The sequence below is a fragment of the Rhizobium sp. BK313 genome (assembly GCF_014193655.1).
GTDB lineage: Bacteria > Pseudomonadota > Alphaproteobacteria > Rhizobiales > Rhizobiaceae > Rhizobium.
Map to the genome: position 1 here is coordinate 239923 of NZ_JACHZQ010000006.1, position 12508 is coordinate 252430.

Genomic DNA, 12508 nt, shown 5'->3' on the forward strand with positions numbered 1-12508 from the left:
CTTCTTGGCAGTTCCTTACCTCCTGTTGGATCACCGTGTTTGGCCGAAGGGCGAGCTGGTCGCTTTTGGTTGCTGCCAAGCCACAACAGTTCGCGGTCGGGCTGCTTCGAGCAGGCGACTAAAGCGACGACCGATGCACAAAACGGGAAACTTCATTGCACTGTTCATCGACCTGGACCTGCGCTTGCTGCATCATGCGCACGCCTTGCATCCTGAGCACGTCGGTCTGGAAAGTGCGCCCAGGGGAGCCGGTGACAGGTGAGCGATAATCCGAATATTTTGCGGGCTGAGCTGTTAGCTGAAGAATTTGCAAACCCCAGGGATCATTTCATGTCTGAAGAGTATCAAGCGCTGCGCCCCGAATCCCGCGCCGCCGTGCCTTGGGTCGGCTTTGTTGCCATGTGCACCGGCATGTTCATGGCAATCCTCGACGTACAGGTCGTGGCAACGTCGTTGCCCACCATTCAGTCTGCATTGAACATCGATCCCGACCAGATGAGCTGGATACAGACCGCCTATCTGATCGCCGAGATCGTCGCGATCCCGCTGACGGGCTTCATGACCCGCCTTCTGTCGATGCGGTGGCTGTTCGTCGCTGCGATTGTCCTGTTCATTGCTGCGTCCATCGGCTGTGCGTCCAGCACCGGATTTGGTCAACTCGTCGCCTGGCGCGTGCTCCAAGGCTTCTCCGGCGGGACGCTGATACCGTCGGTCTTTGCCGCAGTCTTCATTCTGTTTCCGGATGAGCGACAACCCTTGGCGACAACAATCGCCGGCGTTCTTGCCGTTCTCGCGCCCACGGTCGGGCCTATTGTTGGCGGCTGGTTGACCGAAGCCTACTCCTGGCACTGGCTGTTCTTGATCAACGTGTTGCCTGGCCTCGCCTCGGCCCTGGTCGCGGCACGATATTTGCCGAGGCAGCCTATGGACCCGTCAGAACTGATCCAGATCGACATCCCGTCCCTGGTCCTGTTGGCGGGCGCGCTGACGACGCTGGAACTTAGTCTGAAAGAAGCTCCGACGAGTGGCTGGACGTCGGCCTATGTCGTCAGTCTCCTCGTGATATGTTTGCTCTCGGCAAGCACCTTCGCATGGAGGACGCTGCGAAAACGCCGCCCCCTCGTCGACCTCAGAAGTTTCGGCGACCGCAACTTTCTGATCGGTTCCACGCTGAGCTTCGTTCTTGGAATAGGCCTGTTCGGTTCGGTTTATTTGATGCCGGTATTCCTTGCTTTCATTCGAGGTCATAACGCTCTGGAAATAGGTATGACCATGATCGTCACTGGCGTGGCACAACTCATGACAGCCCCCATCGCAGTCGCGCTTGAAAAGCGCATGGACGCACGTGTGCTCTCTGGCGCTGGTTTCCTCGTCTTTGCCATCGGCGTCGGAATGAGTGCTTTTCAGGATCCGCGCACGGACTTCGACGCGATGTTCTGGCCGCAGATCGTCCGCGGCTCTGCCATCATGTTCTGTTTGCTGCCGCCGACCCGCTTGGCCCTCGGATCGCTTTCTCCCGATCGCGTTCCCGACGCAAGCGGTCTGTTCAACCTCATGCGCAATCTCGGCGGCGCAATTGGCATTGCTCTGATTGACACCATCGTCTACACGCGGTCCGATCCGCTCGGCGAAAGGATTTGGGATCGCCTCCAGGCCGGCGACATGAAGACGGCAGCCTTCGTCGGCGCTCCGTTGCAGGCGATTGCGGGACATACCGGTCCGTTCGACGCCGCGACCCGTTCCCTACTTGATCCTCTAGTCCAAACCGCAGCCAGTGTTCAGGCCATAAACGAAGCTTGGCTGGCGACCGCGACGTTAACCGGACTTGCACTCTTATGCGTGCCTTTTGCGAAACGGATACCCGATCAACGGGACGGCCATGCCTGATCTTCATGCACTGCCCGGCCGCGCGGTAGAGATCAGGAACCAACGCGCATTCGGTGATCGGCGATGCTATCAAGGCCATATTTCCGAAGTGGTAAAGGAGCAGTTCGAGATTGCCTGTTAAGCTCCTCAGCTTCGCGTCATGAGGTTCGGACGCTGATATGCGATCCTGTTTCTCACAGAAATACAAAACGCTATGGTGTTCGGCCAAGATCCGCCGCTACGTTTTGAACGCCGGCAATGGCCGCGACATCATTTCGGAAGCAGCGTAGCCTCGAAACCGATTTCGGTGTTCATGAGCTTCGAGACGGGGCAAAAGGCTTTCGCCTTGTGGGCAATGGCCTGAAAAGTCGCCTCGTCGGCTTCGGGAATCCGCGCGGACACCGAAAGGTGGACAGAGGTGATGCTGAAACCCTCTCCATCTTTTTCGATTTCGACTACAGATTTTGCATCCAAATGTTCCGGCGCCAGATTAACCGTTCCCAGCATTCGGACAAATGACATGGTAAAACATGCCGCATGCGCTGCACCGATCAGCTCCTCTGGATTGGTGCCCGGTTTATCGCCATAGCGACTGAAGAATGTGAAGATAAAGTCGTCCAAGGCACCACTCTCAGTCGATACCGAGCCGCTTCCGTCGCGTAAGTTGCCGCTCCACGCGGCAGATCCAAACCGTTTCATTGATGTTTATCCTCTCGATGATTTAAGGGGGCGCAGGCGGCACGGCTCGAGACGCGGCCATCCTTTCGATGAGCCTCATCCTGTAAACCGTGCGATAAGGAAGCAAAGCGATCAATACCTGCCGGCACTGGTGCGCATCCATAAAAAGGCGGGTGGCTAAGATTGCCCGCCTCATTCTCCCAATTTGCTCGCTGAGGCGCGACGTGGACACGACCGGAGCGACTATTCTCGTGGGACCAGCGTTTATTTGGCTTGAGATCTGGTATCAAATGCCGTTGCAACGCCTCGTCCCAATGTGCGAAGCTGCCTTCCCAAACGGTATCGTCTTCTTCCAAATACGAAACATCCGGATGCGGTCTGCCGGTCCATCGGCGCGGATAGGTCACTGCGATCATTTCGGCGCGACCATACTGATTGGTTGCCCAAGGCGCGCAGGCAATTTCAGAGACAATATCCGCATCGAGAGAGATGTTCATTCCTTGGGTCTGATAGGGATAGAAGTCTTCTATATTGTTTTGCGTATTGCTGAGGACGATATATCGAACGGGTTTTTCAAGCATTTTCAGAAATCTATTACGGAGACGCTCGTATTTACTTGCAATTCTCTCCACGTCGTCCTGGGTGACCGCATCGCTCAATTTCTCGTGCCAAAACCAAAGTTTGAAATCCTCCAGCCGCAGGGCTTCCTGGGCATGCGTGGGCACATAGAGGGAATGGGGCATGATCGGTCCGGAGTGCAGCCTTTCGACGACTTTTGCGATATCTGACGCGCTGACAAAGACCCAGTTGAAGAATGCGGACCGTTCGAGCAGTTGGTCGTTTAGGAGTGAGGAAAGGAACCCGGCGTGCCGCTGCAGCTGCTGAGCGGTTTGGCAGGATACACCGATGCTAATAAACGCCTGACTTTCGCTGACTATAGACATGCAATTATCCTCCTAGGCGTCAAGAAGACGGTGGGGAACCGGGAAGCGGCAGCTGCGCTCAACAAGGTGTGAAAGATGACCCTTGTCGACGTCCGGTTTTCACCTCCGGCGCGCGTGCTGGCTGTTTTGAACTACGAGTTCCGCGACTTCCTATAAACTTCGATCATCTCTTCCAAAGGAATACCATCTAGCGTTGCGCCGGTAAGTCGGCATTTCGAAAACTCCACCCCAGACAAATTGATATTCTGAAAACGCGAGCCTGACAGGTTCACATCGTTGACATGCCATCCGCTCATGTTGCTATCATTGAACTTGGCTCCAGAAAAATTGATCTGATTAAATGTGGTGCTTGAAAGATTGGCGTCGTTGAACATCGAACCCGACAAATCGGAATCATTGACATCCAGCTGTTCAGTCGCCCGATGAAGTTTCATTCGCTTCCTCACGTTCTTGTTTTCATCAGTATTTTGCCATCAGTCCAAGCCTGTTGGTCGCGAGGTCGACCAATGGCATCCTGTATATAATACAGGGATTTTGCGAAGGTAGCGTCGCGATGATTGTGATTGCGCTGTTTGGAAGGCCACCAAGGAGCGAGAATGATAAACATTGAAATCTCATTTCTCTCTCGTTTCGCAGACGCAGATTAATCGATGACACAAGGCGCACGAACAATGGTCGTTATGGACGCTGGAGAATCGCGCTTCCAGCTCCGTGCCGGTGGTTTGATCCGGTCTAACGGGCACATCCTCATTCATCGCGCCGTCGGAGACCCGTTCTGGGTCCTGCCGGGCGGGCGCGTGGAGTTTCACGAGGCGGGAGCCGAAACACTCGCACGCGAAATCGAAGAGGAGATCGGCTGCACGGCCGTAGTGGGTCCCTTGCGCTTCGTTATCGAGAATTTTTTCGAACTGGCGGGACGAAGAGTTCACGAGGTCGGCTTCTACTATGAGGCCGAGCTTGCCAGACCCCTGCCCTTCCACGAGACCGACATCGTGCACCGCGTCCGGGACGGAAGCGCCGACCTGGAATTCCGCTGGGCATTTCCAAACAAGGCCGTCCTCGATCAATTCGACCTTAAGCCTCTGCCGCTGCGCAGCCTGATCGAAACTATGCCAGCGGGCGTCCAACACCTGGTCCGTCGCAACGCGGTCTCATAATTGGTCCAGTCGGCTCGAAGCCGGGAACGTATAGGAAATGCGATCAAAACTATTGCAACCGAGCTGCTACATTTGCGGTCGGTTACCGATAGTGTCGCTGCGGTTCAGTATGGCCACACGATCGGAGCGGTGGCAGTCATTGTCGAGCGGTGGTTTGGAAAGCCGAAGCGGCAAGCGCATCCTGGATTAGCTTGTCGCGCTGACCGGCTTTCCTGTCATTGATAGCTACGGAGCCTGTATACCGACTGCCCCCACGAAAATCGAATAGAGTGACTTGGTCGCCGTGATGAACAGTTGGTTGCGTCGCGGTCCGCCGAATGTGACGTTGGATACGGTCTGCGGGATCAAAACCTTGCCAAGCAGCGTGCCATCCGAGGCGACGCAATGCACACCGTCGCCGGCGCTGGTCCAGATATTGCCATCACCGTCGACACGAAAACCGTCGGGTACGCCATTGTCCGTTTCGTAATGCACTGCACCACCCAGCAGACGGCCGTCGTCCGCAACATCGAAGACACGGATATGCCTCGGGCCATCGCGATAATGGGTGCCCCCGGAATCCGCGACGTAAAGCTTGCTTTCTCCGGGCGAGAAAGCAAGGCCGTTCGGCATGACGAAGTCGTCCGCCATCTTCGCCACTGCTCCGGTTTGCGGATCGACACGATAGACATTGCGGGTCGGCTGTTCGGGTTCGGCGCGGTAGCCTTCGTAATTGGACTGGATCCCGTAGGTGGGATCGGTGAACCAGACAGAGCCGTCGGATTTTACGACAACGTCATTGGGGGAATTCAAGCGCCGCCCTTCGAAACGATCGGCAATCACGGTGATGGAGCCATCCGCCTCGGTACGGATCACGCGACGGCCACCGTGTTCGCACGAAACAAGCCGACCCTGGCGGTCGCGGGTGTTGCCGTTAACGAAATTGGTCGAGCGAAAGACGCTCACATGCCCATCCGGCAGCCAGCGCAGCAGTTGCTGATTGGGAATATCGCTCCAGATCAGGCAGCCGAGGTCATGATACCAGACAGGCCCTTCGGCCCATCGACAGTCGGCGTAGTGCTCGACAAGTGTTTCGGTTTCGAACACAAGGAAACGGAAGCGGTCGTCACGGATGTCATAAAGCTGGGTGATTTGCTCTGCCATATTCAGACCTCATCGTTTTGTTGAACGCCAAGCGCAGATATTGGGTTCGGCTGCAATATTCCCTTCAAACCACGCATGCAAAGGCAACCGCGTCGAAGGGCTTGTCATCAATTCAATGCTGTTCGTGAGGCTCCCGTATGGTGCAGCAGCCAATCCGGGCTGCCGAAGGCTCCGGATTTCGAAAAACATAGGGTTCCCCGCCAGAGGCCAATGGTCATGCGCGAGGCAGGAATGCCTGGCTCACACTCGCCCTCGACTGAAAGTGTGTCCGCGTCGAGATGGCGGCAGCACGAGGCAAAGGTTTCGCCGCCGACGACGGTCAGGACGGCCGGAGCAGCAAGGTGGCGTGTGAGTGCGCCAATCCAATCGTCGATGAGCAGCGCGGCATCCAATGGTGACTGGCCAAGGGGAATGTCCGGTATGGCAATGCACGTACCCCGTGCACGCATAACTTCTTGGATGGCTTCGGCGCCTGCAACTCCGTCTGAACGGAAGCGTACGATACATCCAGGAAATGATGCGGCGAAGCGATTGATCTGGTCAAGCGTCACCGGATGATGCGATCCGATGACAACCAGATGTGGTGTGCTTTCCCGCCTAACCGGTACAGCCGGCTTGCCCGCAAGTGCCTGTGCAAGACCGGCAGCGCCACACCAAAGAGTGCACGGTGCATCCCGAAAGCGGGACACGACTTTGGAGAGATCTGCATCGGACCTTGCATCCGCTAAAATCAACTCGGTCCGATCCGTCTGCTCGCCGTCCCGCCCAATGCCATAGGACGAGAGCGCCGCCATCGGATCATCGATGCGCTCGAACAATCCGCCCGGTTTGGCGATGACTTGAATGCCATCGATCGTAAACCGACCCTGGGCGGGGAAGGCTGGCGCCAATATGACGCGCTCAAAAATTCCCGTCGCTAAAATTGCCGCCAGCTCGGCAGCCCAGTGGCCGCGCAACAGACTGTCGATTTTCTTGTAGGCGATGTCGGCGCCGCGAAAAGACGGCACCGTCCGGCGTGACAGTGCAATTGCCTCTGCGGCAGTGCCATCTCGGCAAGATAAGTTGAGGACAAAAGAGCCTGGTGGCTGGGCGACGCCCGGTTTGGTCAATACCGGAAGCGGTCCGAGCGCACCGGTGAATTGTGCAGCGCTGTCGAGCGCACCGGTCAAATCGTCTGCTATGAGGCGGAGGCAGCTCATGTGGGGCTCGTCACAGATTGCCGGAAGAAACGACGGTCACAACAACGCCCTGGTCGCGCAGGCGTTCGATTTCGGCAGGGTCGGCGCGATCATCCGTGATCATTTCGTGAATGTCTCGCATCTCGCAGATGCGGCAGAAGGCTGCGGCGCGGAACTTTGAGGCGTCTGCCAAAAGGACGACTCGACGGGCGGCAGCAATCATTGCTTGCTTCATCGCGGCCGCTTCGAGTGAAGTCTCCGTCAGGCTCGTACCGCTGATTGCATGTGTCCCAATGAAGGCAATGTCCGTATTGAGTTTGCCTAGAAAGCTTTCACCAGGCTCGCCCACCGCAGTCAGTGATCCTGCCCGCAACGTCCCGCCCAGCATGACAATCCGCATGTTGGCGCTGGTGGCAAGGGCCTGTCCGATTCTGAGATCGTTGGTGACAGCCGTGAGCGCGATACCGCGCTCCACGCAGGCGCGGGCGGCTGCTAGAACTGTTGAACTACTATCGAAAATGACGCTTGCTCCGGAAGGCACCGTGGCCGCGGCCGCAAGTCCGATCAACTCTTTTTGTGATCGGTCGAATTCGGCCGCGATCGCGGCTTCCGGCTCAAAGGTCGATTGCACTTGTTTGTGGATAAGGGCGCCCCCGTGCGAGCGCTCTAGATAACCACGCTCCTCGAGATGCTCGAGATCGCGGCGCACCGTTGATATCGATATGCCGATCTCCTCAGCCAGTTCCTGTATGGAAGCAGCCCCGCGCTTGCGGATATGTTCCAGCATCAAGGCTCGGCGCTGGGCGGGAATAAGCTCAGGTCGTCGGGTGGAAGGCATATCAGTTGGCTCGCCGATTGCGGTTGATCAGGAGCATTGCCAGGATTATCGCGCCAAAGATCATCTGCCGTACGGCGTCCTGCACCTGCATCAGCGATAGGACGGATGACATGAGCGTAATAAAAATTGCCCCAAAAAACGTGCCGGCATAGGTGCCACTGCCGCCGAGGATCGAAGTCCCTCCAATCACCACTGCCGCGATGACCGGTAGTAGGTAACTGTCACCCATTCCTTGATATGCTTGGTTCGCATAACCAACGAGCAGCAACGCCCCAGCGCTCGACATTAGCCCCGCAAAGGCAAATACGCCGATCGTTACCGCTTCAACCGGCGCGCCTGCCATGAACAAAGCGCGCTGTGATTGCCCGTAGGCATAAATATAGGTTCCAAACACGGTTTTACGCAAGAGAAACAGGACAATGGCGCCGACCACAACCCACAACAGGAAAGCGTTAGGAATGTCAAGGGTGCGACCATGAGCGATATAAACCGCAAGTGGAGGGGGCGCACCGTGGGGCTTGAACCCTCCGGTATAGAAGACCGTGATTCCGAGCAACATCGCATTGACGGCCAGTGTCCAGACCATAGCGGGTATCCGGAAGATCACGACACCGAGCCCGTTTATGGTGCCGATCGCTACGCCTGCCGCAAGCCCCGCGGGAATGGCGATGCTTTCAAGAAATGCGTTGCCGGATCCGGCGAGTGACGTTGACAGAATTGCCGTCCCGGTTACCGTTAACGGGATCGACAGGTCGATCTCGCCGAGGAGAATGACCAGCATCGCACCGGTCGCCAAAATTCCGACTATGGCGGCTATCTGCAATTGTTGCAGCAAGTAGCCGGCCGACAGAATACCGGGTGACACTGCTCCCGCGCCAAGGACAATCGCGACGCAGGCAATACAGACCAATATGACGGGCCGCTCGATCTTTGGCCGCAAAGTTTTCGTCGCGGGCATTTGGGAAGTTGTCTCAACAGGCATCAGATATAGCGCTCCAGGCGGGATCGTACGCGCAATATGCCGAGCGCGCCGACAATGATCGCGATTGCGAGAATCGCCCCCTCGAAGAAGGGCTGAGCGAGCGGTGGCAGGCCCGAAAAAAACATCAGGCTGGAAATTGTCTTGAGGATGAAGGCCCCCAGCGCCGCTCCTAGTGGCGAACCGACACCGCCAGACAACGCCACCCCGCCGATAACTGCTGCGGCGATGGAATTCAACGTGTAGGCCGGACCGATATTGGGATCACCCGTTAGCGTGACCATGCTCACGTAGAGCCCGGCAAGAGCGGCGAAAAATCCGCTCAGGCCGTAGGCAGCAAGCGTCACGGCAGGAGTGCGGATTCCGGTCATGACGGACGCCTCGTGCGAAGACCCTATCGCGTAGAGGCTGAGCCCGAAGCGTGTTGCGCGAAGGGGCAGCATAACGACAAAGAGCGCAACGCCGAGCAGGATCAATGACGAGGGAATCCCGTGCAGATCATAAGTCAGGAGATCGGACAAGGTGTCATCGATTGATCCACCGGGCGTCGGCCGCAACAGGAGGGCGACGCCCGAATAGACGCTGCCAAGCGCGAGCGTGGCGACGATCGGTGGTACCCGTCCCACCACGACCGCCGAACCGTTGACGAGGCCACAGAGGATACCAACGGCCAGAACGGCGACGACACCGCCTGCAACCTGCAGCGGCGACCCCGAAACGAGATAGGAAGCTAAGACATTGGCAAGCGCCACCATCGAGCCTACTGACAAATCAATCCCGCGCACAAGAATGACGAAGAATTGTGCAATCGCCGCGAGTGCGAGCAGGGTGCCCTGGTTTGCCCAAATGGTCAGAACATAGACCGACAGTCCGCGTGGGTGGATCGCTATGAACACGCCGAATAACACGGCAAGGAGAGCAGCCGTGAATGCCAGACGCGGAAAGCGGGGTAAAAGTCGTTTTGTCATTGTGCGGAGCTTCCCGCGTGGGCATTGAGCGCGGCTGCAATTAGGGCATCCGGCGTGACCTCGTCCGAGCTCATTTCGCGCGACACCCGGCCGCGATAGAAAACGTGGACACGGTGGCACAAGTGAATCAATTCCTCATAGTCTGTCGATTGGATGACGATTGCCAGCCCTTCGGCTGCCAGGTCCTGGAGGAGGCGATAGATCTGCGCCTTGGTGCGGACATCTATGCCGCGGGTTGGATCCATCAGCAGCAGGCATCGCGGGCCAAGCGCCAGCCATTTTGCAAGTACGACCTTCTGCTGGTTGCCGCCGGATAATGTCTTGACCGGGTCCGATAGCTGCCCATAGGTCAAGGCCAACCGCTCGACCAGCCGCTCAATGGCCGCGTCGGCAGGCGTCCTAGCCTGAAGCAAGCCGAATGGCTTGCGGCCCAAGGAGGCCAGTCGTAAATTATCCGCAATCGAGATATCCAGGATCAGTCCTTCCGTTTTGCGATCCTCCGGCACCAGCGCTATGTCCGTCCCCGGTGCTTTGGCGCGAACCGGCGTCATGGCGCCAAGGGCTTTCCCGTCGAGGGAAACGGTGCCCTCAAGTCGGCGCAATACCCCAAAAATAGCGTGCATCACATGCTGTTGACCTTGCCCATCAAGGCCGCCGAGGCCGATGATCTCACCTGGACGAACATCAAGGTCGATGCCATCGAGCACGGAAGACCAGCGGAGCCCACGACATGACAATATGGGTGAAATTTCCGCTGAGGGCGGTGCAATCCGCTCCGGAAAAAGCTCCTTCAGCGGTTGTCCGACCATCAGCCCGATCATGGCGTCGCGACTGCGAGAACCAGCGGCGAATGTCTCGATGTGGCGGCCGTTGCGAAACACCGATACCTTGTCGGCGAGAGCATCAATTTCGTACATGCGGTGCGAGATGAAGAGGATTGCTGTGCCCTCATCGCGCAGCCTGCGGATGACAGCGAATACGGTTGCGACGCGCTCGGCCGTAAGCGCTGAGGTCGCCTCGTCAAGGATAAGCACACGTGGGCGTCGATGAATGGCCTTTGCAATTTCAACCAACTGGCGGTCAGCCAGCGGCAGATCTGCGATCCGTTGTGCCAGCGCAATGTGCGTACCACCAACACTGTCGAGGGTACGCCGAGCCGCGTCGCGCGCATGTCGCCCGATCCAGGCGAATGGGCGCCCGCCATCACCGAGCATCAGATTGTCGCCGACCGTCAGGTGGGGCATGAGCGACAACTCTTGGAACATGCAGACAATGCCGAGAGCGCCGGCATCGCGTGGCGAACTGAAGCGCCGCGCAATGCCGTCAATCGTTATTGTGCCTGTGTCAGGCGCAATAACGCCTGCCAGAAGCTTCATCAACGTTGATTTTCCGGCACCGTTCTCGCCAAGTATGGCATGAACCATCCCGCGCTCGATCCTCAACGATATATCGGTCAACGCGGGCACGCCGCCGTAACTCTTCGATACGCCAGAAAGTTCGATCATTCCACTCATGACGCTCGTGCCCTGCGCAGCGACCCCTTCATGACGTTAGCCATTGTCCGAGGAATTCTGCCCCAAAAGCTCCTGCGGGGTGAACACTGGGAAGCACTGGGGATAGCCAGTCGTCGTGTAGAAGTTCGGGGGCAGGTCCGGGAAGAAATCCTTGCCTTCGACAAGATCGGCATTTGATTTATGCGGGATTGGCAGGAAAACTTTCTGTGGCAGTTCATTTCCCTTGAGAAGGACGACTGCTGCCTCAAGAGCAAGTGCAGCCATGGCCGGAGCCTGGGCTGCGGTGATACCCGGGTACTTGTCCTTGAACGCCAACTGCCGCGTACCGTTGCCGGCATCGACGCCGATCGGCACGATTGGATGATGTGCTGCCTCCATCGCATGTAGAGCGCCGATCGCGCCTTCCTGCACCAGAACACCATCGAACTTGCCATTGGTCGCGATGGCGTCCGCCGTTCCCTTTTCGGCCGTTCCCGCGTCCCAATTCCCGACCACTTGAACGACCTTCAATCCCTTGTACTGATCGAGAACCGAATGCATGCCTTCGTGGTTGTCGCGATCGACGCTGTTGCCGGGGAGGCCGGAAATTTCCAAAACCTGGCCTGTTACATCGCCTTTGGCCGCTTTGATACCGTCGACGACGGCCTGCGCTTTGAGCCGCCCGAGCTCGAACTGGTCCTCATTGACTTGTACGATCTTGTCGGAATCAAGCACGTTGTCGAAAGTGACGAGAACAGTGCCCGCCCGTTCCGCGCGCTTAACGACGGCATCGAAGGCCGTCGGGTTGACCGCGTTGATGATGACGGCGTCATAGCCAGCAGCAATGTAGTTGTCGATCGCGGCGATCTGGGCTGCAGAATCGTTGCCGACAGAGATGACTTTGAAATCGGAAAGCTGGTTCGCGTTGTCAGGTCGCGCGCCCCAGGCTTTGGCCGATTGGACGGACGTAATGCGCCAGTCATTGCCGACATAGCCGTTTACAACAGCGATCTTGTAAGGACCAGTCTTCGCCGGGTACTTGATCGTCTTCTTGTTATCCGACGCTGGGCTGAAGCACTCCGGTCTGTAGGTGGCGGCGCTAGCCGTGCCGGCAACAAGGAGCGCCAGCGAGGTAGCCGTTAAAAAATTCATCATCCGCGATCGATTAAGCATGCCTACTCCTCCCGCGACAAAATCACAGTCCGGGCACGTCGCTGATGCAATCCGGAACATTTTTGAAATAAAATGGCGTTTTATGGAATGT

At 57.4% G+C, this 12508-nt stretch carries 12 protein-coding genes; 2 read left to right on the plus strand and 10 right to left on the minus strand.

The genetic code is table 11. The annotated features are described in order from the left end of the window. The first annotated feature begins 330 nt into the window (after positions 1-330). Positions 331-1887 carry a DHA2 family efflux MFS transporter permease subunit gene (locus FHT86_RS27455; RefSeq protein ID WP_133710042.1) on the plus strand — a complete coding sequence of 519 codons (1557 nt, stop codon included), beginning with the start codon at positions 331-333 and terminating at the stop codon, positions 1885-1887. A 249-nt stretch (positions 1888-2136) separates the two neighbouring features. Here the strand turns inward: FHT86_RS27455 and FHT86_RS27460 are convergent, their stop codons facing one another. The 3 genes from FHT86_RS27460 to FHT86_RS27470 form a co-directional block, all read right to left on the minus strand. Continuing rightward, a complete protein-coding gene (locus tag FHT86_RS27460; RefSeq protein WP_133710041.1) occupies positions 2137-2565 on the minus strand; it encodes an OsmC family protein in 429 nt (142 codons plus the stop codon). After that, complete coding sequence (locus FHT86_RS27465) at positions 2562-3488, minus strand: hypothetical protein (RefSeq protein WP_133710040.1); 927 nt, start codon at positions 3486-3488, stop codon at positions 2562-2564. The genes FHT86_RS27460 and FHT86_RS27465 overlap by 4 nt, the downstream gene beginning before the upstream one ends. A gap of 131 nt (positions 3489-3619) precedes the next feature. Next, complete coding sequence (locus FHT86_RS27470) at positions 3620-3922, minus strand: pentapeptide repeat-containing protein (RefSeq protein ID WP_133710039.1); 303 nt, start codon at positions 3920-3922, stop codon at positions 3620-3622. A 216-nt stretch (positions 3923-4138) separates the two neighbouring features. Here FHT86_RS27470 and FHT86_RS27475 point away from each other — a divergent pair, with 216 nt between their 5' ends. Beyond that, positions 4139-4645, plus strand: a complete 507-nt coding sequence (locus FHT86_RS27475; RefSeq protein ID WP_133710038.1) for an NUDIX domain-containing protein — start codon at positions 4139-4141, stop codon at positions 4643-4645. A gap of 225 nt (positions 4646-4870) precedes the next feature. Here FHT86_RS27475 and FHT86_RS27480 read toward each other — a convergent pair whose 3' ends face one another. The 7 genes from FHT86_RS27480 to FHT86_RS27510 all read right to left on the minus strand — a co-directional run bounded on the left by FHT86_RS27480 (position 4871) and on the right by FHT86_RS27510 (position 12417). Continuing rightward, on the minus strand, positions 4871-5788 hold the full coding sequence (locus FHT86_RS27480) for an SMP-30/gluconolactonase/LRE family protein (protein ID WP_133710037.1): 918 nt from the start codon (positions 5786-5788) through the stop codon (positions 4871-4873). 107 nt (positions 5789-5895) lie between these two features. Next, positions 5896-6987, minus strand: coding sequence for a four-carbon acid sugar kinase family protein (locus tag FHT86_RS27485; RefSeq protein WP_133710036.1), 1092 nt, complete (start codon positions 6985-6987; stop codon positions 5896-5898). A gap of 10 nt (positions 6988-6997) precedes the next feature. After that, complete coding sequence (locus FHT86_RS27490; RefSeq protein WP_246779687.1) at positions 6998-7753, minus strand: DeoR/GlpR family DNA-binding transcription regulator; 756 nt, start codon at positions 7751-7753, stop codon at positions 6998-7000. Between the two features lie 52 nt (positions 7754-7805). Further along, positions 7806-8786, minus strand: coding sequence for an ABC transporter permease (locus tag FHT86_RS27495; protein ID WP_246779688.1), 981 nt, complete (start codon positions 8784-8786; stop codon positions 7806-7808). Beyond that, a complete protein-coding gene (locus FHT86_RS27500) occupies positions 8786-9751 on the minus strand; it encodes an ABC transporter permease (protein ID WP_133710034.1) in 966 nt (321 codons plus the stop codon). The genes FHT86_RS27495 and FHT86_RS27500 overlap by 1 nt, the downstream gene beginning before the upstream one ends. Then, the gene (locus FHT86_RS27505; RefSeq protein WP_133710033.1) at positions 9748-11265 is read right to left on the minus strand and encodes a sugar ABC transporter ATP-binding protein; all 1518 of its coding nucleotides are present in this window, start codon (positions 11263-11265) and stop codon (positions 9748-9750) included. Before FHT86_RS27505 ends, FHT86_RS27500 begins: the two co-directional genes overlap by 4 nt. Before the next feature lie 36 nt (positions 11266-11301). After that, positions 11302-12417: a substrate-binding domain-containing protein gene (locus FHT86_RS27510; protein ID WP_166656933.1), complete on the minus strand. Its 1116-nt coding sequence runs from the start codon at positions 12415-12417 to the stop codon at positions 11302-11304. Between the last annotated feature and the right edge of the window lie 91 nt (positions 12418-12508).

Coding starts and splice junctions, on each gene's coding strand:
- FHT86_RS27455 (WP_133710042.1), top strand. CDS start 331: ATGTCTGAAGAGTATCAAGCGCTGCGCCCCGAATCCCGCGCCGCCGTG.
- FHT86_RS27495 (WP_246779688.1), bottom strand. CDS start 8,786: ATGCCTGTTGAGACAACTTCCCAAATGCCCGCGACGAAAACTTTGCGG.
- FHT86_RS27465 (WP_133710040.1), bottom strand. CDS start 3,488: ATGTCTATAGTCAGCGAAAGTCAGGCGTTTATTAGCATCGGTGTATCC.
- FHT86_RS27470 (WP_133710039.1), bottom strand. CDS start 3,922: ATGAAACTTCATCGGGCGACTGAACAGCTGGATGTCAATGATTCCGAT.
- FHT86_RS27490 (WP_246779687.1), bottom strand. CDS start 7,753: ATGCTGGAACATATCCGCAAGCGCGGGGCTGCTTCCATACAGGAACTG.
- FHT86_RS27510 (WP_166656933.1), bottom strand. CDS start 12,417: ATGCTTAATCGATCGCGGATGATGAATTTTTTAACGGCTACCTCGCTG.
- FHT86_RS27485 (WP_133710036.1), bottom strand. CDS start 6,987: ATGAGCTGCCTCCGCCTCATAGCAGACGATTTGACCGGTGCGCTCGAC.
- FHT86_RS27460 (WP_133710041.1), bottom strand. CDS start 2,565: ATGAAACGGTTTGGATCTGCCGCGTGGAGCGGCAACTTACGCGACGGA.
- FHT86_RS27480 (WP_133710037.1), bottom strand. CDS start 5,788: ATGGCAGAGCAAATCACCCAGCTTTATGACATCCGTGACGACCGCTTC.
- FHT86_RS27505 (WP_133710033.1), bottom strand. CDS start 11,265: ATGAGTGGAATGATCGAACTTTCTGGCGTATCGAAGAGTTACGGCGGC.
- FHT86_RS27475 (WP_133710038.1), top strand. CDS start 4,139: ATGACACAAGGCGCACGAACAATGGTCGTTATGGACGCTGGAGAATCG.
- FHT86_RS27500 (WP_133710034.1), bottom strand. CDS start 9,751: ATGACAAAACGACTTTTACCCCGCTTTCCGCGTCTGGCATTCACGGCT.